Genomic DNA, 22,145 nt, shown 5'->3' with positions numbered 1-22,145 from the left:
CTGCCTACGCGCCGGCCGATTTTTGTTCAGCCATGGCTTTTTCGATAGCCGTGAGCGCCGCGGGCGCATTGGCGCCATCAGGGCCGCCGGCCTGCGCCATGTCGGGCCGCCCGCCGCCGCCCTTGCCGCCGAGCGCTTCGGAGGCGACCTTCACCAGATTGACCGCATTGAAACGCGAAGTGAGGTCCGCGGTGACGCCGACCACGACGCCGGCCTTGCCATCCTCGGTGACGCCGACGATAGCGACGACGCCGGAGCCGATCTGCTTCTTGCCGTCGTCGGCAAGGCTCTTGAGATCCTTCATCTCGATGCCCTCGACCGCGCGCGCCATCAGCTTGACGTCGCCGACTTCGCGCACACCTGAGGCCGCGCCGTTGCTCGAAGCTGCACCGCCGCCCATCGCCAGCTTCTTGCGGGCGTCGGAGAGTTCGCGCTCGAGCTTCTTGCGCTCCTCCATCAGAGCGGCAATGCGCGCCGGGACGTCGTCGATCGAGGTGCGCAGCTCGTGGGCCGCGGTCTTCGCCAGCGCCATGGTGTCGTTGGCGTGTTTTCGCGCGTAGTTGCCGGTTAAAGCCTCGATGCGGCGCACGCCGGAGGCGACCGCGCTCTCGCCCGTCAGCGTGATCAGCCCGATGTCGCCGGTCCGCCTGACATGCGTGCCGCCGCAAAGTTCGACCGACCAGCCGAGTGCGTTGGCGCCGCGCTCGCGCGCGGTCCGGCCCATCGAGACGACGCGAACCTCGTCGCCATATTTCTCGCCGAACAGGGCGCGTGCGCCGGCCTCACGGGCCTCGTCCACGCCCATGACGCGGGTCGAGACTTCGTCATTCTCCAGCACCACCTCGTTGGCGATGTCCTCGACGCGCGCGAGCTCCTCCGCCGTGATCGGCTTCGGATGCACGAAGTCGAAACGCAGCCGATCCGGCGCAACCATCGAGCCGCGCTGGGCGATATGGTCGCCGAGCACCTGGCGCAGCGCCTCGTGGATGAGATGGGTCGCCGAATGATGCGCGCGGATCGAAAAGCGCCTGCCGTGATCCACTTCGAGCTGCAGCGCGGTGCCGAGCTTCAGCTCGCCGCTCTCCAATGTGCCGACGTGAACGAAGAAATCACCGAGCTTCTTCTGAGTGTCGGTGACGCGGAACTTGATGCCGCCCTCGCCGGTCAATACGCCGGTGTCACCGACCTGGCCGCCGGACTCCGCGTAGAACGGCGTCTGGTTCAGCACGATCGCCCCTAGCTCGCCGGCCTTGAGGCTCGTGGCTTCCTTGCCGTCCTTGACCAGCGCAGTGACCACGCCTTCAGCGCTCTCGGTCTCGTAGCCCAGGAATTCGGTTGCGCCCAGCTTCTCACGCAGCGGGAACCAGATCGCCTCGGAAGCCGCTTCGCCAGACCCCTTCCAGGATTCGCGCGCCTTGGCCTTCTGACGCTCCATCGCATCGGTGAAGGAGGCCTGGTCGACGCTGATGCCGCGCGACTTCAGTGCGTCCTGCGTCAAATCGAGCGGGAAGCCGTAGGTGTCGTACAGTGTGAAGGCGACGTCGCCGTCGAACATGTCGCCCTTCTTCAAGGACGCGCTCTTCTCGTCGAGAATGGCGAGGCCGCGCGTCAGCGTCTTGCGGAAGCGGGTCTCTTCCAGCCGCAGCGTTTCCTCGATCAAATTTTCCGCGCGCATCAAATCCGGATAGGCCTGGCCCATCTCGCGCACCAGCGCCCAGACCAGGCGATGCATCAGCGGCTCTTGCGCACCGAGCAGCTGCGCATGGCGCATCGCGCGGCGCATGATCCGGCGCAGCACATAGCCGCGGCCCTCGTTCGAGGGCAGCACGCCGTCGGCGACGAGGAAGGCCGACGAACGCAGATGGTCGGCGATGACGCGGAACGAGGCCACGGTCTTCTCGTCCGGTCCGCTTCCGAGAGCAGACGCCGTCGCGTCGATCAAATGACGGAACAGGTCGGTCTCGAACACGCTGTCGACGCCCTGCATGATGCAGGCCATGCGCTCCAGCCCCATGCCGGTGTCGATCGAGGGACGCGGCAGCGCCACGCGCTCCTCCTTCGTCACCTGCTCGTACTGCATGAAGACGAGATTCCAGAATTCGAGGAAGCGATCGCCATCCTCCTCAGGCGAGCCCGGAGGCCCGCCCCAGATGTGCTCGCCGCGATCGATGAAGATCTCCGAGCACGGCCCGCACGGCCCGGTGTCGCCCATCGCCCAGAAATTGTCCGAGGTCGGGATGCGGATGATGCGGTCCTCGGAGAAGCCCGCGATCTTCTTCCACAGCCCGGCCGCCTCGTCGTCGGTGTGGTAGACCGTGACGAGCAGCTTGTCTTTCTTGAGCCCGAATTCCTTCGTGATCAGCGTCCAGGCCAGCTCGATCGCGTGCTCCTTGAAATAGTCGCCGAAGGAGAAGTTGCCGAGCATCTCGAAGAAGGTGAGATGGCGCGCGGTGTAGCCGACATTGTCGAGGTCATTGTGCTTGCCGCCGGCGCGCACGCATTTCTGCGAGGTGGTGGCGCGCTGATAGGGCCGCTTCTCGACGCCGGTGAAGACGTTCTTGAACTGCACCATGCCGGCATTGGTGAACATCAACGTCGGATCGTTGCGCGGCACCAATGGCGAGGACGACACGATCTCGTGGCCGTTCTCGGCAAAGAAATTCAGAAAGGTCGACCTGATCTCGTTGACGCCGCTCATGTTCATCCAATCGGGTGTGCTTGCACCCGCCTTCCAGCCACCCAAACCGCAAGTTTGGGCTGATATCTGCGGGCCAATGCGCTTTTAGACAAGGCCAGCTTGGCTGTCCAGAAACTGTGCAGCCAGATCAAGGCGTTGCCGCAGTCGCGTAATCCGTTGGAAAGCCGCCGATGCCGCGTTGACAGGCTTGGCCGGCCTGTGGTCTTTACCTATCTGTATCGTACGGCCACGTCGGGAGAGACCGGCACTGGTAGCCGGCGCCGAAGGAGCAACCGCCCCGGAAACTCTCAGGCAAAAGGACCGCGTGGCTTTGACAGCATCTGGAAAGAGGCGCCGACGGGCCAAGACCTTTTAAAGGGTAGGTTCGGACAGCGTCCGCCGACGGGATAATACTCTCAGGCACAGCGACAGATGGGGCTTCGACTGGTGTCCACGGGAAATCGTTCCCGGGGAACCGCCGAGGGCCCCCCGATGCTTGCGCGCGACGACAAAGACTCCCTGAAACGCACCCCCCTTTACGACCTGCATGTCTCGCTCGGCGGCAAGATGGTGCCGTTCGCGGGCTATGACATGCCCGTGCAATATCCGGCCGGAGTCCTGAAGGAACACCTTCATACCCGCAACGCAGCCGGCCTGTTCGATGTCTCCCACATGGGCCAGATCGCACTCAGGCCGAAATCCGGCAAGGTCGAGGACGCCGCCCGCGCGCTGGAAGGACTGGTGCCGCAGGATATCTTGGCGATCGCGCCGGGCCGGCAGCGCTACGCCCAGTTCACCAATGCCGAGGGCGGGATTCTGGACGATCTGATGGTCGCCAATTTCGGCGATCACCTCTTCCTGGTCGTCAACGCCGCCTGCAAGGCCGAGGACGAGGCGCATCTGCGCGCGAATCTCTCGGACGACTGCATGATCGATTCGCTTGCCGACCGCGCGCTGATCGCGCTGCAGGGGCCGAAGGCGGAATCGGCGCTGACGAAATTGTGTGCAGAAGCACCCGCCATGAAATTCATGGATTCCGGTCCGCACAAGGTCGCCGGCCTCGACTGCTTCGTCTCGCGCTCCGGCTATACCGGCGAGGACGGCTTCGAGATTTCGGTTCCTGCCGGCGATGCCGAACGGCTCGCCAAGGCCCTGCTGGACAATCCTGACGTCATGCCGATCGGGCTCGGCGCCCGTGACAGCCTGCGGCTCGAGGCCGGGCTTTGTCTTTACGGCCACGACATCGACACCGCGACCACGCCGGTCGAGGCCGCACTGGAATGGTCGGTGCAGAAGAGCCGCCGCACCGGCGGCGCGCGTGCCGGGGGCTTCCCCGGCGCGGCAAAGATTCTCGCCCATTTCGACCATGGCGCATCCCGCCGCCGCGTCGGCCTGCGCACCGAGGGCCGCGCGCCGGTGCGCGAAGGCGCGCTGCTGTTTGCGGATGCGACCTCCGCCGAGCCGATCGGAAAGGTCACCTCGGGCGGTTTCAGCCCGAGCCTGAATGCGCCGGTCGCGATGGGCTATGTGCCCACCGCATCGAGCGCGATCGACACAAAACTCTTCGCCGAGGTGCGCGGCCAGCGCCTGGCCGTGCAAATCGCCGCCATGCCCTTCGTGAAAAACACCTACAAACGCTGAGGACCGAGAAAATGACCACGACGCTGTACACCTCCGACCACGAATGGCTCGCGATCGACGGCGATGTCGCCACCGTCGGCATCACCGACTACGCGCAATCGCAGCTTGGCGACGTCGTGTTCGTCGAATTGCCCAAGCTCGGCCGCACGCTGAAGAAGGCCGAACCCGCCGCGGTCGTGGAATCGGTGAAGGCCGCATCGGACGTCTACGCGCCGGTGACGGGCGAAGTGCTCGAGACCAACGCCGCGCTCGCCGCCGAGCCCGCACTGGTGAACTCGGATGCGCAAGGCGCGGCCTGGTTCTTCAAGATCAAGATTGCCGACAAGAGCGAGCTCGGCGGTCTGATGGACGAAGCCGCCTACAAGGCCCACACGGCGTGAGATGATGCGAACTCTGACCTCATATTCGGTGTCATCGTCCGCGAAGGCGGACGATCCAGTACGCCGCGGCCAATCGGCCCTAGCCGAAGCGGCTGCGTTTACTGGATGCCCCGCCTTCGCGGGGCATGACGGCGACAAGAACATCTGAAGCGAGGACCCATGATGACCGCGCACCGCAAATCCAACGGCGACACCACCAGCTTCGTTCGCCGCCACATCGGCCCCTCCGCGCGCGACGTCACCGCGATGCTCGAGGCCGTCGGCGCGAACAGCGTCGATACGCTGATGGCGCAGACGCTGCCGGCCTCGATCCGGCAGGCCGTCCCACTCGATCTCGGCAAGCCGCTCAGCGAGACCGAAGCGATCGCGCATATGGGCGAACTCGCCGCCCAGAACCAGGTCTTCACCTCGCTGATCGGCCAAGGCTATTCCGGCACGATCCTGCCCGCGGTAATCCAGCGCAACATTTTGGAGAACCCGGCCTGGTACACGGCCTACACGCCCTACCAGCCTGAAATCAGCCAGGGCCGGCTCGAGGCGCTGCTCAACTTCCAGACCATGATCTGCGACCTCACCGGGCTCGACGTCGCCAACGCCTCGCTGCTCGACGAGGCTACCGCTGCCGCCGAAGCGATGGCGCTCGCGGAGCGGCACTCACGGGTCGAAGCAAAGGCCTTCTTCGTCGACAAGGACGTGCATCCGCAGACGCTCGCCGTGATGCGCACCCGCGCGGAGCCGCTGGGCTGGACCCTGGTCGTGGGCGATCCCCTCACCGATCTCGACAAGACCGACGTGCTTGGTGCACTGCTGCAATACCCGGGCAGTTCAGGCGCTGTGCGCGACCTCAGGCCCGCGATCGCCAGCCTGAAGGCCAAGGGCGCACTCGCGATCATCGCCGCCGATCTGCTGGCGCTGACACTGCTCGCCTCGCCCGGCGAGCTCGGCGCGGACATCGCCATCGGCTCGGCGCAACGTTTTGGCGTGCCGATGGGTTATGGCGGGCCGCACGCGGCCTATATGGCGGTGCGCGATGCGCTCAAGCGCTCGCTGCCCGGCCGCATCGTCGGCCTCTCCGTGGATTCGCGCGGAATGCCGGCCTACCGTCTCGCGCTGCAGACCCGCGAGCAGCACATCCGCCGCGAGAAGGCGACCTCCAACATCTGCACCGCGCAGGTGCTGCTCGCCGTGATCGCCTCGATGTATGCAGTCTATCACGGCCCCGAAGGCCTTTCGCAGATCGCGCGCAATGTGCATCGCCGCGCCGCGGTGCTGGCGGCCGGCCTGCGCAAGCTCGGCTTTGCGCTGCAGTCCGACAGTTTCTTCGACACGCTCAGCGTGGATGCAGGGGCGAAGCGTACCGAAGTCGTGGCGCGCGCGGCGGCCGAGAAGATCAATCTCGGCGCTGGCGAAACTGCATTGCGGATCGCGCTCGACGAGACCACCACGCCCGCAACGGTGGAAGCAGTCTGGCGCGCCTTCGGCGGGCAGCTTGCATACGCCGAGATCGACGCCACCACGCGCGAGGCGCTGCCGGAGACGCTCAAGCGTGCGACCTCTTTCCTCACCCACCCCGTCTTCCACGCGCATCGCTCGGAAACCGAGATGCTGCGCTACATGCGCAAGCTCAGCGACCGCGACCTCGCGCTCGACCGCGCGATGATCCCGCTCGGCTCGTGCACCATGAAGCTGAACGCGACCACCGAGATGATGCCGCTGACCTGGCCGGAATTCGGCAGCCTGCATCCGTTCGCCCCGCCTGAGCAGGCGAAGGGCTACTACGCGCTGTTCGCGCGGCTGGAAAAATGGCTGTGCGACATCACCGGCTATGACGCGATCTCGCTGCAGCCGAACTCGGGCGCGCAAGGCGAATATGCCGGGCTGCTCGCGATCCGCGGCTATCACGCGGCGCGTGGCGAGACGCATCGCAAGATCTGCCTGATCCCCTCCTCCGCGCACGGCACCAACCCGGCCTCGGCCGCGATGGTCGGCATGGACGTGGTGGTGGTCGCCTGCGAGAAGAACGGCGACGTCGACGTCAATGATCTCCGCGCCAAGGCCGAGAAGTATTCGAACGACCTCGCCGCGGTCATGATCACCTATCCCTCGACCCATGGCGTGTTCGAGGAGCACATCCGCGAGATCTGCGAGATCGTGCATGGCCATGGCGGACAGGTCTATCTCGACGGCGCCAACCTCAACGCGCAGGTCGGCCTTAGCAGGCCCGGCGATTACGGCGCCGATGTCAGCCATCTCAACCTGCACAAGACCTTCTGCATCCCGCATGGCGGCGGCGGCCCGGGCATGGGCCCGATCGGCGTCAAGGCGCACCTCAAGCCGTTCCTGCCCGGTCATCCGGCGACGGATGGGAAAGCGCCTGTGGGGCCGGTCTCGGCCGCGCCGTTCGGCTCGGCTTCGATCCTCACCATCTCCTACATCTACATCCTGATGATGGGCGGCGAAGGCCTCAAGCGCGCCACCGAGATCGCGATCCTCAACGCCAACTACGTGGCTGCAAGGCTCGATGCGCATTTCCCGGTGCTCTACAAGAACGAGAAAGGCCGCGTCGCGCATGAGTGCATCGTCGACCCCCGCGCGCTGAAGACGACCTCAGGCGTCACCGTCGACGACATCGCCAAGCGCCTGATCGATTACGGCTTCCACGCGCCGACCATGAGCTTCCCGGTGCCGGGCACGCTGATGATCGAGCCGACCGAATCGGAATCCAGGGCGGAGCTCGATCGTTTCTGCGATGCCATGATCGCCATTCGGAAGGAGATCGCCGAGGTCGAGGCTGGCCGCTTCAGGATCGAGGCGTCGCCGCTGCGTCATGCCCCGCACACCGTGCATGACATCGCGGACGACGATTGGAAGCGCGCCTACACCCGCGCCGAGGGTTGCTTCCCCGCGGGCACCTCACGAACCGACAAATATTGGTCCCCGGTCGGGCGCGTGGACAACGTCTATGGCGACCGCAACCTGGTGTGCTCCTGCCCGCCGGTGAGCGATTACGCGGAGGCGGCGGAGTAACCGTTTTGTAGGGTGGGTTAGCCACCGGCTGCGCGAAGCGCAGTCGCTGGCGTAACCCACCACTTCTGTCTCTGGCGAAATGGAAGAGGTGGGCTACACTTCGCTAACCCACCCTCCGGCACGGAACACGCATTTAGGGCGCAACCAACGAGCGGGTCTCGGGGTCCCACCGCCAGAGTCGCTCGTTGGTCAGGTGAGTGCCGCCCCACCAGCGATCAATCCGGTTGTGCCGGCGAAAATCCTGGTCGCCTCCCAACACCGCCTTTCCGAACTCGGTCAGCGTCAATTGCGACCGCTCGTACCGATCGAACTGACTTGAATCGTCGTGCATCTCTAGCGAAAACGGACCTTGATCCAGTCCCGACACGGCCGGCCTCTCGCACCGCGCAAGGCCGTCAAGCAGCGCTCCAACTTCCCAATAACCATACACATCCAGCCCGTTGCACTTCTGATGGCCCGGAAAGACATCGAAAGGCTGCATGCCGCCTCGCGCGATGAGCTGGAGTATCCGCGCTTCCGTGGCTCCAAGGCCTGAGGCGGGACGCGGAAGTTCGTTGAGCAGAGCCCTCACGTGAGGGGCGAGTTGTGGCAAACAGCTCAAATTGGTCTTGAAGAGATCCCTCCAACTTTGCGGGGTCGGCGCGCGATAGGCCCGCCATGCACGCTTGGCCGATTTGAGTTGACGAGGTGTGATCGCAACAGCCGGCGGGTAGAGTTCGCTTCGCGGTGGGTCGACATCCCTGACACCCAAGAACAGGGAGCGCACGACAAAGTCGGGATTTGCATCGTGTTGGCGGCCCCAATGATCGAGCAGCCAGAGCAGGATCAATTGCGCATTTGGCTCCGGCCCTCGCCAAAACTCGACCGTGTCATATTCCGCGAGCAGTTCAATCAGTCCTCGATCCTTCACGCCTGATTCCTCGAGACGCCAGGACGGCGTATCGTCGAGCCAGTGAAGCCCGCGGGGCTGTGTCGTACGCGGCGCAAAGAATGCGTCCAGCTCTGCATCGGCTGGCAACGGTCCCCAGACCAGCCGGCGCTCGATGGCAATCACGAGGTCGGCAAGGCCCGCCTGTTGAATAGCGCCGGCGATGGACGAGTCGGTCGTGACAATGAGCCGCGTCATGCCGTGGCCTCAAGGCTTCGTCAAAACATTACCGTAACGCCACAGCCGATCATTGGTCAGGTGCGTGCCGCCCCACCAGCGGTCGATCGGATTGTGGCGACTGAAATCTTCCTGATGGGCCAGGACGGCCCTGCCGAACTCGGTCAACGACAACCGGCTGCGGAGATAGACCTCGTGCCGAGCTCTTAAATTTTCGCGATCGATCGTGCGCAGTTCGTCGCCCAACCCGGCCACTACGGGCTTGGGGCCGAGCGCGAGCCCCTCGAGCAACGAACCCAACTCAAATTCTCCGAACACATATGTGCGCCGTTGCGAGCGCAGGTGAAACAACGCATTCGTGTTTGCAAACCCTCTGGCAAGGAGCTCCAGAAATCGCATCTCGGTCGCACCGAGACCCGTGAAAGGCGACGGCAGTTCTGCCAAGAGATCGAGCAAGGCCGGGCGCAGCATCAGCAATGCACTGAGATCCTGGTGAAGGAGATCGACGCACGCCTCAGGGGTCATCGCACGGTAGGCCGACCACGCCAACCGGGCAGTCTCGAACTCCTGGGCCCTAACAGGCACGACATGGATGTGCGGCTCGGACGCAGCGAGATCCTCACCGTGTGCTGTCGTCAGCTCGGATGACACAAGTCGAAGTCGAAGCTTTGGCACCAGCGAGGAGCAGGAGCTGAGGTGGTCCAGCAGGCAGACGAGCTGCAATTGATCCCGGGGAGCTGGGTCGAACCAAAGTTCAACGACGTCATATCGCTCGCAGAAGTCTGCCAGGGACAAGTCTTTGCGGTCCTTGATACCCTTGGGCCAGCGGATGCCCCAATCGGACCAATGATCACCCGGCCCGAGATTCGCCGAACGCGCCGCGAAATAGGCTGCGAGCTTCTCGGGTGAGGGCAGCGGTCCCCAACCAAAGTGAAACGAGGATGAGATGACAAGCTCCGCCAACCCCGATCGTGCGAGCTCGCTCCCGGACGAACTGGTCAAGATCAACCGCTTCATCGCGCCCCCCGAGCACGACCGATCCTAAACGAAACAGGCGCCGAAGACGTCGGCAACTCAACGTCCTCAGCGCCCGCTCCTCGCGAAAAACTTTACTGCTGAAGCTTACTCGTCCGCCGGCTCCTCGCCGTCGGCGTCACGCTCGGGGCTGCCGGCGAGAATCTGCTCGGCGATCAGGCCGGAGTTCTGGCGGATCGAGGTCTCGATCTTGGCGGTGATGTCGGGGTTGGCCTTCAGGAACGCTTTCGAATTCTCGCGGCCCTGGCCAAGACGCTGGCTGTCGTAGGAGAACCAGGCGCCGGATTTTTCGACGATGCCGGCTTTGACGCCGAGATCGAGGATCTCGCCCATCTTGGAGACGCCCTCGCCGTACATGATGTCGAACTCGACCTGCTTGAACGGCGGCGCCAGCTTGTTCTTGACGACCTTGACGCGCGTGGTGTTGCCGACCACTTCGTCACGCTCCTTGATCGCGCCGATGCGGCGGATGTCGAGGCGGACGGAAGCATAGAATTTCAGCGCGTTGCCGCCGGTGGTGGTTTCCGGCGAGCCGTACATCACGCCGATCTTCATGCGGATCTGGTTGATGAAGATCACCATCGTATTGGACTTGTTGATGGACGCCGTCAGCTTGCGCAGCGCCTGGCTCATCAGACGCGCCTGCAGACCCGGCAGCGCATCGCCCATCTCGCCCTCGAGCTCGGCCTTCGGCACCAGCGCCGCGACCGAATCGATCACCAGCACGTCGACCGCGCCGGAGCGCACCAGCGTGTCGCAGATTTCCAGCGCCTGCTCGCCGGTGTCCGGCTGGGAGATCAGGAGCTCGTCGATATTGACGCCCAGCTTGCGCGCATAGACCGGGTCGAGCGCGTGCTCGGCGTCGATGAAGGCGCAGATGCCGCCCTTCTTCTGCCCTTCCGCCACCGTGTGCAGCGCCAGCGTGGTCTTGCCCGAGGATTCCGGCCCGTAGATCTCCACGACGCGCCCCTTCGGCAGGCCGCCGATCCCGAGCGCGATATCAAGCCCCAACGAGCCCGAAGAGACCGCCTCGACATCCATCGAACGGTCGTTCTTGCCAAGCTTCATCACCGAGCCCTTGCCGAACTGACGCTCGATCTGGGAGAGCGCGGCGGCGAGAGCTTTACTCTTGTCCATGGAGGATCCTTCGACGATACGCAGGGCAGTGGTGGACATCGGGTCGTGCTCCTTATGACGAGGATTCGCGTGAGGGACAAACGATTGGCGAGGTGGCGCGGCGATAAAAACAATGTACCCTATTTGTTCTAGGTTCGCAATATGTTCTTTTGCGATTTTGGCTGCCTGACGCGCATCAAAGACGGATGCGCTGTGCGCCGTCAGAATTCCGCAATCGTCCGGCACCGAACCTTTCGCGGTCTGCGGCCTTCTCCTGGATAGCTCTTGGACGAGACCGCAACTCTGGGGACTTCAGTCATGACGAACAACACGCATCACGATACGACCCGGCGCACTCCGCTGCTGGAGGCGGCGCGGGAGGAGCTGAGCAAGTTCGAGCGTAAGGAAAACGAGTTCCGCAAGAAAGACCGCGAAGAGCGTGCCGCCGAACTCCGCTTGCCGCTGGACGCGATCAAGGTTCATTAGGCCGCTGGGACTGCGCTGGCGACGGTGCCGGAGCGGCCGCCCGTTGATCTCAGGGAATCGGCACGGGAATCGGGATTCGGATGGCCGTGAAAGGCGAATCTGAGCCGATATGGTATCCAAATACTACCAGTAAGCCATTGATTGGGTGGGGAAATTTGTAGGCACGCTACTGTGCATGGGGTTGTTTTCGCGTTTTTGAAAGGCGCGCACGGGCCTTTCCACCCTCGGAGCCATCTTCCGCACCCAACAGCGCCTACAGCAGAACCAGCAACCCGATGCCGATTACCAGCACGACGAAGCCAGCCGCCGTCGCGGCGGCGAATGACCGCTCTACGTTGTCCATGATGCCACCCCGTTGCCGGCACGCCACGTTTTCCCCTATGGCAGCACCGTCGCCGCGAAATCTCGCCTGCGGTTGTGTCCTGAGTTGTGCGAACGGATGTCGAAATTGGGACCGGTGCGGGGCCAGTCTGCGGCCCCCGCGCTCCGGCTTTTGCTGCCATCATTGCGCCTTGTCAGGCTGTCGTAAGCTGAACCGGCTAGGGTCGCCCGGCTATGGTGTTGCAGCCCAGCACCTCAGCCTCCAATAACCTTCTCCCCGCTTGGTTCTCCCAAGCGGGGGTTTTTTCATTCCGATTTTCATGCCGGCCGGCCGGTTTGCGAACCGCCCTCCTCCTGCGTCAGCCGCAGCGAGAAGGCGCGGATCGCCGGCGCTGCGAGCAGCACGATCGGCAGCATCGCCGCCCATGCGATCAGCCACGACACCATCCAGTGCGCCAGGAAGTCCAGCGCGTTCCCTGCGGGAAAGCTGGCGATGCCCGCGGCGATCAGCGAGGTCAGTCCGGACTGGATGATTCCGAACACGAAATGAGAATAGCGGCGGGGAATGCCCGGCATGACGCGTCCATGTTGCTTAGCCGCATCGGGCCAAGCAAGGCACATGCCGCCGCGTTCCGGAAGGCGCCCTTACCCATTCTCGGAACTCTGTTCTTGGCCGGAGAACCACGGGCATGAGGTCTCGCGCCGACGCGCGCGGCCGACGTCTTTCGAATTTCGATTTCGTATGTTCCGGAGCACGTGCGTTTGCGCGATAGCCGTGAGCGATCCGGGGCTTAACGACAGGTTTGGCTTTCCCTTGGAATATTATGCCGCCCAGTATGTTCTCAGTGATGGAAGTGAATCGTGGGAGATGGCCATGAATCACAGGGGCATCGAGTTCACCGTCGCCAAGACGGCAATTCCCGGCATCTGGCAGTGGCAGTTCCGCATCGGCGAGCAGATCAGGACCGGCAGGACCGAGACCAAGATCGATCTCTTGGCGATCCGACGGGTGCAGCTGCGCATCGATCGGGAGCTGAAGGCGATCGGGCGCAAAACCGCCTGAACGGCCGGGCCGAGATCGTCGGCGGCATGCGCCCCGGCGCGCCGCAGCCGCCATGACTTGAGCGCAGCATGACTTGCGGAGCGCAGCATGGCTTGCAGGGCGCAAGCCGCGCCCATGGGGCTATTCCGTAGCCGCCCGGAATTGATCTGCCGCTGGTTTGGGATTGGACTGCCCGCGATTATGGCCGAGGGACGGAGCCATCAGGCGCGATCGGTGCGAACCATGCCGCTCTACTTCTTTCGAATCCGGAACGGCCGCTATTCCGGCTGTGCCGACCAGGCGTCGGAATTTGCCGATCGCGATTTGGCCTGGAAGGAGATGACAAGCGTCTGCGCCGACATGGCCGCCGGCATCGCCCGCAAGCTCCAGGAAAATTCCGAATGGAACATGGAGCTGCTGGACGAGGCCAAGGAGCCCGTGTTCCGGATCCGCATCACATCCGAAACCTTCGAATAGGGGCCGGCCCTAATCCGCGCTGGGCAGCCGCCGCATCGTGAATTCAATGTCGCCTCCGGGCAGCTCGCGCCAGGTCTCGACCGCGCTCATATAGCCGGCCTTGGGGTAGCGGGCGAAGAAAGCCTGCGCCCTCTCCCGTGCCGCCGCGCGCGGCAGCGTGAAGGTCTCGCGCAGATAGCCGTCGCCGGCCCTCGGGCCGGGCTTGCCGCCCATCTTGCGCCGGCGCGCCATCCGCTCGGCGAGATCCCGCGGACGATCGGCCATGTTCTGCTCTCCTCGACGCGATACACTCCCGCGCAATGTAGGAAGCAGGCCGATCAAAGAGGAGTCCCGGCCGGAGGCATCAACCGCCGCCGATCGGGCGGAAGGTCAATTGGCAGTCGTGCCGGACTTCTTCTTCGGCGCACCGGTTGCGGCCGACGCCTTTGGCGCCGCCGACGCCTTCGGCGGGTCGGAGCGCATGCCACCCCAGGGATCGTTGGACGCCTTGGAGTCTGGAATCTTCTTCAGCGTTTCCTTGTAGGCCCTGTCACGCTCGGCCTCCGCGGCCTTCTCCTCGGGGGTCTTGCCAGGCCCCTCCTGCAGCAAATTGAGATTGGGCATTTGCGCATAAGCCGGTCCCGCCAGCACGGTCGGTCCCGCCAGAACAGCCAGCACCGCGGCCATACGGAAAAGCTTCATCATTGACTCCTTGATCATCCATGGCGGCGCGGGTCGCCCGCGCCTTGTCACCCCTGCCACAACCGCAGGGGCCGCTCGGCCCGCTAGAGCCGGTCCGATCTGCACGATTTCGGCGCGTGGAGCCAGTCGTCCCAGATCGGGCCGCACTTGGTGCACCCGTTCAGCAACAGGCCGAGCCCGGCCAGACAAAACACGAGGACATACCTACGCAACATCACCCACCCATACCCACTCCATGGCATCATACCGGGCGAAGTCAGGCATTTTCAAGCCGACGGGACCCGCGGCAGACCGGCGACTTTGCCGCGCCGGTCCGCTCGAAATGCCGAACATCCGGCAATACAGGAGGGAACGACAGCAATGCCATCGCAGCCAGAAGCCGAGTTCGGCATCAGTGAGGCCCGACGCATCCTCGGCGAAGTCTTTGCGCCCTGGGTCCAGGATCTCAACCTGTCGGTCGAGCGCATCGATCACCTGCCGCCGCCGGACGTGCCGGACTGGCAGCCGGCAGCGCTCCTGCGCATGCCGTTCTCGGAGCGGCTGTGCCGCAACGGTGGTGTGGTCTGCGGCCAGGCGCTGATGGCGCTCGCCGACACCGCGATGGTGATCGCGAACCTCGCCGCCAACCGCGGCTATCGTCCGATGACGACGGTCGACCAGACCACGCATTTCATGCGCGCCGTCTCCTCGTCGGACGTACTGGCCGACGCCCGCGTGGTGCGACTCGGACGCACCATGAGCTTTGGCCGGGTCACGCTGCTCTCGGCCACCGACAACAAGCCGGTGGCGATGGTGTCGAGTGCGTTCGCGATGCTGCCGGGATGAGCATCATCCGAAAGAAGAAAGCCGCGTGAGCGCAAAGCGCACCGCGGCTCTCAATGGCGTCATGTCGAGACGGGAAGCGCGGTTGTGATCGCGCTCGTGCCGACACGCGGCAGAAATTACTTGCCGAGCACTTCGTCAGCCGCGGTGACAATGCTGACGTTGGGATTTTTTCCGCAATAGCTGCCGAACTGCTTGGCGTTCTCGACGAATACGTTGGTGTCGATGATCGCATTCTCTTCGTCGCCCTTGTACCAGCCGTCCATCCAGGTCAGCACCATCTTGATGGTGTCGTCGCCGCTCTCCAGGAACTGCTTGCAGCTCATGGTCGCGAGATCGAGCTTGGTGGCGTGGGCGGGCATGGACGAGAGCGAGAGCGCTGCGGCGAACAGAAGCGAAAACGTGGTCTTCATCAATATCTCCATCGGCGCGTAGCGCCACAAAGGAACGGCTTGGGGAAATCCGCGGAGTGACTTCCGCTTCGACGTCGTAAACGAAATCTGAAGCGCTCTGCAAGTAGCGCCAGTATTGAGTTTAGTTCAACGTAATTTCTATGCACTACTTCACAAAGATCATTATGGATTAACGCGGATGATCGAGAAGCGTGCTGCGCAGCGTCACCGTGTTTTCAAGGGTGGAAAGATCACCTTTGAAAACAGCGGCATCACGTGCACGGTGCGAAACATGTCGGCGGACGGCGCCGCAATCGACCTCGATGCCCTCGTCACATTGCCGCAATCGTTCACGCTCGCGATCGCGCGCGACAATTTCGTGCGGAAATGCCGCCCTGTCTGGCGTAGCGACAGGCGCATCGGCCTCGCTTTCGTACAGTAGTGCATACGATGTGAACGATCATTCGCATCGCGCGCGCGACGCTGCGTCATGTTCGCGCGACACGACGTCGGCGACGCCAGCGCAGGCTTGCAACCACGAGCGCGACGATCGCGAGCGCGATCGCCGATGATGCCGCAAAAAATCGTCCACCGGGGCGATCGATCGTACGCGACCACAGCGACGGCCCCTCGCCCGGCCGTGCCAGGCGAAACGCAACGAAGCTGTCGCCGATCGAGGTGCCTGCCTCGGAGTGGCCGCCGGCGCCGATCGCGACATACTGCTCGCCCTTCCAGAGATAGGTCATGGGATTGGCGACGCCGGGCACGGGCAGCCGACCCTGCCACAGCTCCCTGCCGCTGCGCGCATCGAAGGCGCGCAAATAGGCGTCCATCGCTCCGGTGAAGACGAGCCCGCCTGCCGTGACCGCGAGCCCGTTGACGAGCGGCGCACCCCACGGCAGCGGCACGCCGAGCGGGGCGAGATCCTCGGTGGTGCCGACCGTCGAACGCCAGAGGATCTTGCCGGCCTTCAGATCGACCGCGACCATCTCGCCCCAGGGCGGCTTGTTGCAAAGAAGCCCGAGCGGCGACATTGCCACCGCACGCGACATCGCAAACGGCGCACCCGTCTGCTGGCCGAAATCATGACCGGGCGGAGGATCGAACCCGGCCGCCTCCGCCCGCGGAATCAGCTTGATGAGATGAACGGCCCGGCTGGTGTTGGCATAAAGGACCTGGTTGACGGGGTCGAAGGCCGCACTTCCCCAGTTGACGCCGCCGCCGGTGAACGGAAACTCCAGCGTGCCTTGGGTTGAGGGGGGCGTGTACAGGCCCTCGTTGCGTGCCTCCGCAAACTCCTTCTCGCAAGCTGAGCGACGCAGGCTAGGAATGAGCGAGAGCGCATCCTCAGTCGAGATTTTTTGTGACATCAGAGGCGGCACATGCGTCGGGAATGGCTGCGTGGGCGACAGCCGTTCGCCTTCCGCGGCCCCCTGCGGGACGCTGCGCTCCTCGACCGCCCATACCGGCTTGCCGGTGTCGCGATCGAGCACGAAGACAAAGCCTTGCTTGGTCGGCTGGATCACGACATCGCGCTGACCATCGCCGGTGTCGATGCGCGTGAGCGTCGGTTGCGCCGGCAGATCGTAATCCCAGACGTCGTGATGCACGGTTTGGAATGCCCATACGAGCTCGCCCGTCTCGATGCGCAGCGCGACCACCGAATTGGCATGTTCGTTGTTGCCCGGCCGCTTGCCGCCCCAGAAATCCGGCGACGGCGAGGACGTCGGCAGGAATACCAGTCCGCGCACCGCGTCGACCGACATCGGCGCCCAGACATTGGCGTGACCGGCTTCGATGCCGTCGCGCTTGAGCGGCTCGAACGTCCAGCGCGGCTGACCGCTACGCGCATCGAACGCACGCACCACACCGCTCGGCGCGTCGACGCGGCGGTTGTCGCCAATCGCGGAGCCGACCACGACGACCCCGCGGCCGACCGCCGGCGGCGAGGTGATCTGGAATTCGCCGGGCCATTCCAGCTTCATGCCAATGTCGGGCCTGACCTCACCGCCCTCGCCGAAGCCGGCACAGGGGATTCCCGTCTTCGCATCGAGCGCGATCAGGCGAACATCGTTGGTGCCCATGAAGATACGCGATCGACATGCCGCATCTACAGGCGCCTCATCGTCGATCCAGTAAGTGACGCCGCGGCAGACGTAGCGGTTGGCGGGACGCTGGTTCATCGCGATCCTGGGATCGTAACGCCAATTCTGCGCGCCCGTACCGGGATCGAGCGCGATCACCTCGTTGAAAGGCGAGCAGAAGACCAGGCTGTCCTCGACGAACAGCGGCGTCGCCTGGAATTTGGTTCGCCGCATCACCCCGGGCGGCCGCGCCGCGAGATCGCCCGTGTGGAATTCGAAGGCCCGAACCAGGTTGCCGACATTGTCGGGCGTGATCTCTCGCAATGGCGAGAAGCGCGAGCCACCGGGATCGCCACCCCAGCTCTCCCAGGCGATGCCTGGCCGCGACGAAAACAAGAGGAGCGTGATGAGAGCGGCCAAATAGCAGGAGCGGGTCGCCAAGGCCCGCCTCACTTATTTCGGCTTCTTGCCAGGTTCAGGCGGACGCGCCCCGCTCCACGGATCGTACTTCTCCTTGGACTCGGGAATGCGCTCGAGTGCGGCCTTGTAGGCCTTCTCGTCTACCTTGGGCTTGTTGTCCGCCTTCTGGCCGCCCTCGTTAGGCTGACGCCTGCCACCGCCCATCTGCGCCTGCGCGGAGGCAACCGCCAGCGCAAGCACGGCGGCCGCTATGACCAAAATCCTCATGGGCGCAATCCCCCTCGTCCGGGGTACAAACTAGCCGGCAATTATGGAATAGCCAATGCCGCGGGCTCCAGGGCTTCAGGAAATCTTCTCCAAGAATCCTGGCTCCAAGGAATTCTGGCTTCAGCAAATTTTGATCGGCCGGGTCTTCGTCGGATCGCATTCGTGCCTATGTTTTGGCCCGCAGGGGACCTTCACGGATGTTACGGATTATTGCTCATGCCGCGCTGCTGGCCAGCGCGCTCGCGCTCGGGGCCTGCGGGTTTGCCGACAGCCGCGCACCGGTGCCCGAGTTCATGCGCATGAAGGAGGCCGAGCAGCCGCCGCCCGAATCGCCCCCCGACGTCAAACGCGTCGTGCGCGAGCAGATCGAAGTCGTCTTCCTCAGCACGTCCTATCCGCGTGAGGTGCATGTCGCCACACCCCATCGTGAGGTACGAGGACCGGGCTGGACAGCTTGCGTCCGCGCGCAGCTCACCTCGGCGACCGGATCGCCGCTCGGGCCACAGACCTACATCGTGACCATATCAGGCGGAAAGGTGGTCGATCGCCGCCGCGCCGAAGCGGACGACATCTGCGGATCGGAAAGCTACGAGCCGATCTAGGAACGGATCAAGCCGACGTCCGATCCGGTTCCGGGAAAAACCTGTAATTTTGCCGGAACGATCATGGCCTCCCCTTCTTGTTACCGCCGAGGGCAGTTTCGAGGAGGACATGATGAGGACATTCACGATTGCGTTGCTGGCTGGCGTCGGAGCCTTGGCAGCGGTGAGCGGCGCGAAGGCCGCCGACGTCTATACGACCAGCGAATACACCAGCCCCGATCTCGTCCAGCAAGTGCGGCTGGTCTGCGACGATTCCGGCAATTGCTATCGCACCCGCGGCGGCTCGCGTGTGATCGTGCGCGACTCCTACGCGACGATGCCGCGTGACCGCTACTATGAGCGCCGCACCTATCGCGACTGGGACGATGGTCCGCGCGGCGGCGTCGGCATCCGCGCACCCGGCGTCAGTGTTGGCGTTGGTGTCGGCGATCGCTGGTAGTCGATGAAGCCATGAAATGCAGGACCGGACGAGATAACTCGCCCGGTCCTGTCCATGTCAGATCTCGAGCGGTTTTCCCGGCGTGACAATACGCGTTGCCGACGAGAGCTGCGCGATGAAGCGGGCGAGCACCATGCCGGCACACATCGCGACGACGAAGATGAAGGCGGAGGCCGAGCCAAATCCGAGCGCGGTCAATGCCGGGCCTGGACAAAAGCCTACGAGGCCCCAGCCGATACCGAAGATGGCGGGACCGGCGATAATTCTCGGATCGATATCGTTTCGCGTTGGGACATAGAAGCGGTCGGCGAAGACAGGCCTTGCGAGTTTCAAGACGCGGCTGAAGCCAATGAAGGTCACCGCGACCGCGCCAGCCATCACCAAGGCCAGGCTCGCGTCCCACGTTCCTGCCGGGATGCCGCCAATGTCCAGGAAATTCAGGACCTTTGCCGGGTTCGACATACCTGAGACGATGAGGCCAAGCCCAAAGACCACACCGATCCCGAATTGAATGAGGATTGTCATCGCGGTCAGCTCCAGTGCCGCATCACGAATACGGTCGCCATGCCGGCCGCCATGAAGGTCATGGTCGCGACCAGCGATCGCGCCGACAACCGCGACAAGCCACAGACGCCGTGGCCCGAGGTGCAGCCGCTGCCCCACACCGCGCCGAAGCCGGTGAGCAATCCCGCGACGATCAGAAGCGGCGTTCCGGCGCCGATCGTTTGCGCCGGCAGGCCTCCCGTGACAAGGCGCACCAGAACGGGCGCGACGATAAGGCCCGCGACGAAGGCGAGCCGGCCGGCGAATTGCCGATCCTCGTAAGGCGGAAACAGCCGCGCCGCGATACCGCTGACCCCGGCGATCCGTCCCGTCGTCCACATCAGCAGCACGGCGGACAGGCCGATCAACGCGCCGCCAAGGAGCGACGCAATCGGCGTAAAAGATGTGGCGACCATGATGATCCTCCGGGTCGAGAGCAATTCTGGCGTATCCATCGGCGCATCCGGCCGGCTCGCGGCCGGATGCTCAACGAAACGTTAATATTACCACTCGAATTGAGGCGGTGTCCCAACTGTATTTTCCAATCTTTGCGCTAAGCATGGCCTCCTGAACGGGGACGACGGGACGTGGTCGATATCGCGCACCAGGCTGCGATCAATCCGGCATCGGCAAAGCATGCCGCGACGGCGCGCGCGCGCGTCCCGCTCACGGCGATTGAACCTGGCCAGTGGCGCGCACTCGCGCAGCGCGCGATCGAGCCGAACGGATATTACCTGCCGGGCTGGGAGCTCGCTGTCAGTGCAACCGCGTGCGGCCGCACCGATGCCTCGGCGCTTTCCGCATACGATGGATCGCGGCTGATCGGGCTGATGCCGGTGATCTCGCTCTGGCGGGCATGGAAGATCCCCCTGCCCGCGCTGGTGAGCGCGCATCCCTATGGTACGCTGTGCAGCCCGCTGATCGACCGCGATGCCCCGATCGAGGCAGCGGCGCGCCTGTTGCAGCAGGCCCGCGCAACCGGGGCGCATGCGCTCGTGCTGAACGATGTCGCGCTCGATGGGGCGGCAATGACCGCCCTCAGCCAGGTTCTGAATCGCGACGGCCTGAAGCCGCGCCTCCTCAACTCCTACATCCGCGCCAGCCTCGACGCGACCCAGGACGGTGAGACGCTGCTACGCGACGCGCTCGGCACCAAAAAGCTCAAGGAGCTACGCCGCCAACGGCATCGCCTCGAAGAACACGGCGCAATCGTGTTCGACGTCGCGCGCAGCCCCGACGAGATCGGGCCGGCGCTCGAGACATTTTTGCAGCTCGAAGCCAGTGGCTGGAAGGGGAAGCGCGGAACCGCGCTGGTCCAGCATGCCGGCGATGCAACCTTCATCCGCCGCGCCGTTTCCGCGCTGGCAGAAACCGCGCAATGCGAGATCGTCACCCTTCGCGCCGGCGCGACGCCGGTGGCCGCCGGCATCGTGCTGCGCCACCAGGATCGCGCTTTCTTCTTCAAGCTCGGCATCGACGAGCGCTTTGCAAGATATTCGCCGGGCGTGCAGCTCACGCTCGAGCTCACCCGCCGCCTCTGCGCCGATCCAGCCATCGCCAGCGCGGATTCCACGGCGAGCGCCGATCACCCCATGATCAATCCGATCTGGCGCGGGCGCTTCGCCGTCGGCGACGTGCTGATACCGTTGCGGCGGAACGACCCCATCGTGGCGCTGGTTCACGGAGCGCTCGCGGCGCACGGCATCGCCTACGCGGCGGCGCGTCGCGCAGTTCGCCTGCTTCGTAAATAGGATGGCTCCTACTCCGCCGCCTGGGCGTTGATCTCCGCCGAGACCTCGCGGATGGCGCGCGCGAGCATGTTGGGATCCTGCGCGCCGGAGACGGCGTATTTTTGCGCGAACACGTAGGTCGGCACGCCGGAGATGCCTTTCTCGGCGGCTTCCTGCGCGTCCGCCGATACGCGCGCGACGTCCTCGTCGGTGGCGAGGCGCCGGCGCACGTCGTCGGCATCGAGGCCGACATCGGCAGCCGCCTGCACAAGCACGTTCAAATCGGTGAGGTCGCCGCCGTCGCGGAAGTAGAGCTCCATCAGGCGCTGCTTCATCTCGGGCGCCTTGCCGATCGCCTCGGCCCAGAGGATCAGGCGGTGGCAGTCGGTGGTGTTGGGCTGACGCGCGACAAGCTCGGGCCGATAGACGAGCCCCTCTTCGCCCGCGGCCGCAACGACGCGTCCCGCAATGCCCTTGTAGGCCTCGACCGAGCCGAACTTCTTGGTGAGATACTCCTCCCGGCTGATGCCCTCGGACGGCACCCAGGGATTGAGGAAGAAGGGACGGAAATTGAGCTTGACCGGAACATCTGGCACCAGCGCCAGCGCACTCTCGATCCGGTGCTTGCCGATATAGCACCAGGGGCACACCACGTCGGAAACGACGTCGATCTGAAGCGGTTTCAACGTGCTCATCTCGGACGTCTCCTTCGGACGGTACGGGTTCGTCGGAAGATAAACCGAACCGGAGGCGGCGCAAGGCACCGGTCCTGCATGGCTCACGACTTCACCTCTGCGGTTATTGTGACAGGCCTCACCCGACCCGATACTCGCGGCCACGATCAAGCACGAGGGGAAA

Annotated in this window: 24 protein-coding genes and 1 riboswitch; of the genes, 11 read left to right on the top strand and 13 right to left on the bottom strand. The window is 64.3% G+C overall.

The window, feature by feature from the left end; all coding sequences use genetic code 11:
* Positions 1 to 4: 4 nt before the first annotated feature.
* Positions 5 to 2,698: an alanine--tRNA ligase gene (gene alaS / locus AC0L3B_RS13435; protein WP_473332436.1), complete on the bottom strand. Its 2,694-nt coding sequence runs from the start codon at positions 2,696 to 2,698 to the stop codon at positions 5 to 7.
* Positions 2,699 to 2,920: 222 nt separating this feature from the next.
* A riboswitch (glycine riboswitch) is annotated at positions 2,921 to 3,010 on the top strand.
* A 159-nt stretch (positions 3,011 to 3,169) separates the two neighbouring features.
* Here alaS and gcvT point away from each other — a divergent pair.
* The 3 genes from gcvT (at position 3,170) to gcvP (ending at position 7,725) form a co-directional block, all read left to right on the top strand.
* The gene (gcvT, locus tag AC0L3B_RS13430; RefSeq protein ID WP_247456835.1) at positions 3,170 to 4,318 is read left to right on the top strand and encodes a glycine cleavage system aminomethyltransferase GcvT; all 1,149 of its coding nucleotides are present in this window, start codon (positions 3,170 to 3,172) and stop codon (positions 4,316 to 4,318) included.
* An 11-nt stretch (positions 4,319 to 4,329) separates the two neighbouring features.
* Complete coding sequence (gcvH, locus tag AC0L3B_RS13425; RefSeq protein WP_027567642.1) at positions 4,330 to 4,698, top strand: glycine cleavage system protein GcvH; 369 nt, start codon at positions 4,330 to 4,332, stop codon at positions 4,696 to 4,698.
* 162 nt (positions 4,699 to 4,860) lie between these two features.
* Positions 4,861 to 7,725: an aminomethyl-transferring glycine dehydrogenase gene (gcvP, locus tag AC0L3B_RS13420; RefSeq protein ID WP_473380626.1), complete on the top strand. Its 2,865-nt coding sequence runs from the start codon at positions 4,861 to 4,863 to the stop codon at positions 7,723 to 7,725.
* Positions 7,726 to 7,858: 133 nt separating this feature from the next.
* On the opposite strand, the gene AC0L3B_RS13415 is transcribed toward gcvP, so the two are convergent.
* From AC0L3B_RS13415 to recA, 3 genes are all read right to left on the bottom strand, one after another.
* Positions 7,859 to 8,851, bottom strand: a complete 993-nt coding sequence (locus AC0L3B_RS13415) for a hypothetical protein (RefSeq protein ID WP_085396053.1) — start codon at positions 8,849 to 8,851, stop codon at positions 7,859 to 7,861.
* Between the two features lie 9 nt (positions 8,852 to 8,860).
* Positions 8,861 to 9,847 carry a hypothetical protein gene (locus tag AC0L3B_RS13410; protein WP_473332434.1) on the bottom strand — a complete coding sequence of 329 codons (987 nt, stop codon included), beginning with the start codon at positions 9,845 to 9,847 and terminating at the stop codon, positions 8,861 to 8,863.
* A gap of 105 nt (positions 9,848 to 9,952) precedes the next feature.
* Positions 9,953 to 11,041 (bottom strand): recombinase RecA, encoded by a 1,089-nt coding sequence (recA, locus tag AC0L3B_RS13405; protein ID WP_026233157.1) that lies wholly within the window; start codon positions 11,039 to 11,041, stop codon positions 9,953 to 9,955.
* Positions 11,042 to 11,299: 258 nt separating this feature from the next.
* Here recA and AC0L3B_RS13400 point away from each other — a divergent pair, with 258 nt between their 5' ends.
* Positions 11,300 to 11,467, top strand: coding sequence for a hypothetical protein (locus AC0L3B_RS13400; protein WP_204511666.1), 168 nt, complete (start codon positions 11,300 to 11,302; stop codon positions 11,465 to 11,467).
* Positions 11,468 to 12,106: 639 nt separating this feature from the next.
* Here AC0L3B_RS13400 and AC0L3B_RS13395 read toward each other — a convergent pair.
* Positions 12,107 to 12,364, bottom strand: coding sequence for a DUF2798 domain-containing protein (locus AC0L3B_RS13395; RefSeq protein ID WP_018456377.1), 258 nt, complete (start codon positions 12,362 to 12,364; stop codon positions 12,107 to 12,109).
* A gap of 298 nt (positions 12,365 to 12,662) precedes the next feature.
* On the opposite strand from AC0L3B_RS13395, the gene AC0L3B_RS13390 reads away from it, so the two are divergent.
* Together AC0L3B_RS13390 and AC0L3B_RS13385 are read left to right on the top strand one after the other, a co-directional pair.
* Positions 12,663 to 12,851 carry a hypothetical protein gene (locus tag AC0L3B_RS13390; RefSeq protein WP_473380510.1) on the top strand — a complete coding sequence of 63 codons (189 nt, stop codon included), beginning with the start codon at positions 12,663 to 12,665 and terminating at the stop codon, positions 12,849 to 12,851.
* Positions 12,852 to 13,073: 222 nt separating this feature from the next.
* Entirely contained in the window at positions 13,074 to 13,307 is a 234-nt protein-coding gene (locus tag AC0L3B_RS13385) for a DUF6894 family protein (protein ID WP_018456379.1), read from the top strand.
* A 9-nt stretch (positions 13,308 to 13,316) separates the two neighbouring features.
* On the opposite strand, the gene AC0L3B_RS13380 is transcribed toward AC0L3B_RS13385, so the two are convergent.
* Together AC0L3B_RS13380 and AC0L3B_RS13375 are read right to left on the bottom strand one after the other, a co-directional pair.
* The gene (locus tag AC0L3B_RS13380) at positions 13,317 to 13,571 is read right to left on the bottom strand and encodes a hypothetical protein (RefSeq protein WP_085349380.1); all 255 of its coding nucleotides are present in this window, start codon (positions 13,569 to 13,571) and stop codon (positions 13,317 to 13,319) included.
* A 105-nt stretch (positions 13,572 to 13,676) separates the two neighbouring features.
* Positions 13,677 to 13,988 carry a hypothetical protein gene (locus AC0L3B_RS13375; protein WP_085349428.1) on the bottom strand — a complete coding sequence of 104 codons (312 nt, stop codon included), beginning with the start codon at positions 13,986 to 13,988 and terminating at the stop codon, positions 13,677 to 13,679.
* A gap of 360 nt (positions 13,989 to 14,348) precedes the next feature.
* Between AC0L3B_RS13375 and AC0L3B_RS13370 the strand changes: the two genes are divergently transcribed.
* Complete coding sequence (locus AC0L3B_RS13370; protein WP_018456381.1) at positions 14,349 to 14,813, top strand: PaaI family thioesterase; 465 nt, start codon at positions 14,349 to 14,351, stop codon at positions 14,811 to 14,813.
* A 116-nt stretch (positions 14,814 to 14,929) separates the two neighbouring features.
* Here AC0L3B_RS13370 and AC0L3B_RS13365 read toward each other — a convergent pair whose 3' ends face one another.
* Positions 14,930 to 15,223, bottom strand: coding sequence for an HdeA/HdeB family chaperone (locus AC0L3B_RS13365; protein ID WP_085384333.1), 294 nt, complete (start codon positions 15,221 to 15,223; stop codon positions 14,930 to 14,932).
* A gap of 178 nt (positions 15,224 to 15,401) precedes the next feature.
* Between AC0L3B_RS13365 and AC0L3B_RS13360 the strand changes: the two genes are divergently transcribed.
* Positions 15,402 to 15,644: a PilZ domain-containing protein gene (locus tag AC0L3B_RS13360; protein WP_085384306.1), complete on the top strand. Its 243-nt coding sequence runs from the start codon at positions 15,402 to 15,404 to the stop codon at positions 15,642 to 15,644.
* 46 nt (positions 15,645 to 15,690) lie between these two features.
* Here AC0L3B_RS13360 and AC0L3B_RS13355 read toward each other — a convergent pair whose 3' ends face one another.
* On the bottom strand, positions 15,691 to 17,706 hold the full coding sequence (locus AC0L3B_RS13355) for a pyrroloquinoline quinone-dependent dehydrogenase (RefSeq protein WP_473380625.1): 2,016 nt from the start codon (positions 17,704 to 17,706) through the stop codon (positions 15,691 to 15,693).
* A 33-nt stretch (positions 17,707 to 17,739) separates the two neighbouring features.
* The gene (locus AC0L3B_RS13350) at positions 17,740 to 17,973 is read right to left on the bottom strand and encodes a hypothetical protein (protein WP_018456385.1); all 234 of its coding nucleotides are present in this window, start codon (positions 17,971 to 17,973) and stop codon (positions 17,740 to 17,742) included.
* Between the two features lie 197 nt (positions 17,974 to 18,170).
* Here AC0L3B_RS13350 and AC0L3B_RS13345 point away from each other — a divergent pair, with 197 nt between their 5' ends.
* Together AC0L3B_RS13345 and AC0L3B_RS13340 are read left to right on the top strand one after the other, a co-directional pair.
* Positions 18,171 to 18,575, top strand: coding sequence for a hypothetical protein (locus AC0L3B_RS13345; protein WP_018456386.1), 405 nt, complete (start codon positions 18,171 to 18,173; stop codon positions 18,573 to 18,575).
* Between the two features lie 109 nt (positions 18,576 to 18,684).
* Complete coding sequence (locus AC0L3B_RS13340; protein ID WP_018456387.1) at positions 18,685 to 19,014, top strand: hypothetical protein; 330 nt, start codon at positions 18,685 to 18,687, stop codon at positions 19,012 to 19,014.
* A 57-nt stretch (positions 19,015 to 19,071) separates the two neighbouring features.
* On the opposite strand, the gene AC0L3B_RS13335 is transcribed toward AC0L3B_RS13340, so the two are convergent.
* On the bottom strand, positions 19,072 to 19,539 hold the full coding sequence (locus AC0L3B_RS13335) for a DUF6691 family protein (RefSeq protein ID WP_473380509.1): 468 nt from the start codon (positions 19,537 to 19,539) through the stop codon (positions 19,072 to 19,074).
* A 5-nt stretch (positions 19,540 to 19,544) separates the two neighbouring features.
* Positions 19,545 to 19,973 carry a YeeE/YedE family protein gene (locus AC0L3B_RS13330; protein WP_085349429.1) on the bottom strand — a complete coding sequence of 143 codons (429 nt, stop codon included), beginning with the start codon at positions 19,971 to 19,973 and terminating at the stop codon, positions 19,545 to 19,547.
* Between the two features lie 171 nt (positions 19,974 to 20,144).
* Here AC0L3B_RS13330 and AC0L3B_RS13325 point away from each other — a divergent pair, with 171 nt between their 5' ends.
* On the top strand, positions 20,145 to 21,308 hold the full coding sequence (locus AC0L3B_RS13325) for a GNAT family N-acetyltransferase (protein ID WP_473380508.1): 1,164 nt from the start codon (positions 20,145 to 20,147) through the stop codon (positions 21,306 to 21,308).
* 8 nt (positions 21,309 to 21,316) lie between these two features.
* Here the strand turns inward: AC0L3B_RS13325 and AC0L3B_RS13320 are convergent, their stop codons facing one another.
* Complete coding sequence (locus AC0L3B_RS13320) at positions 21,317 to 21,982, bottom strand: DsbA family oxidoreductase (protein WP_085349430.1); 666 nt, start codon at positions 21,980 to 21,982, stop codon at positions 21,317 to 21,319.
* Positions 21,983 to 22,145 lie beyond the last annotated feature (163 nt).

Source organism: Bradyrhizobium sp. Kon56 (genome assembly GCF_055807635.1).
Note: the sequence above shows the minus strand (reverse complement) of the source record. Positions and strands in the feature narration are given on the sequence as shown.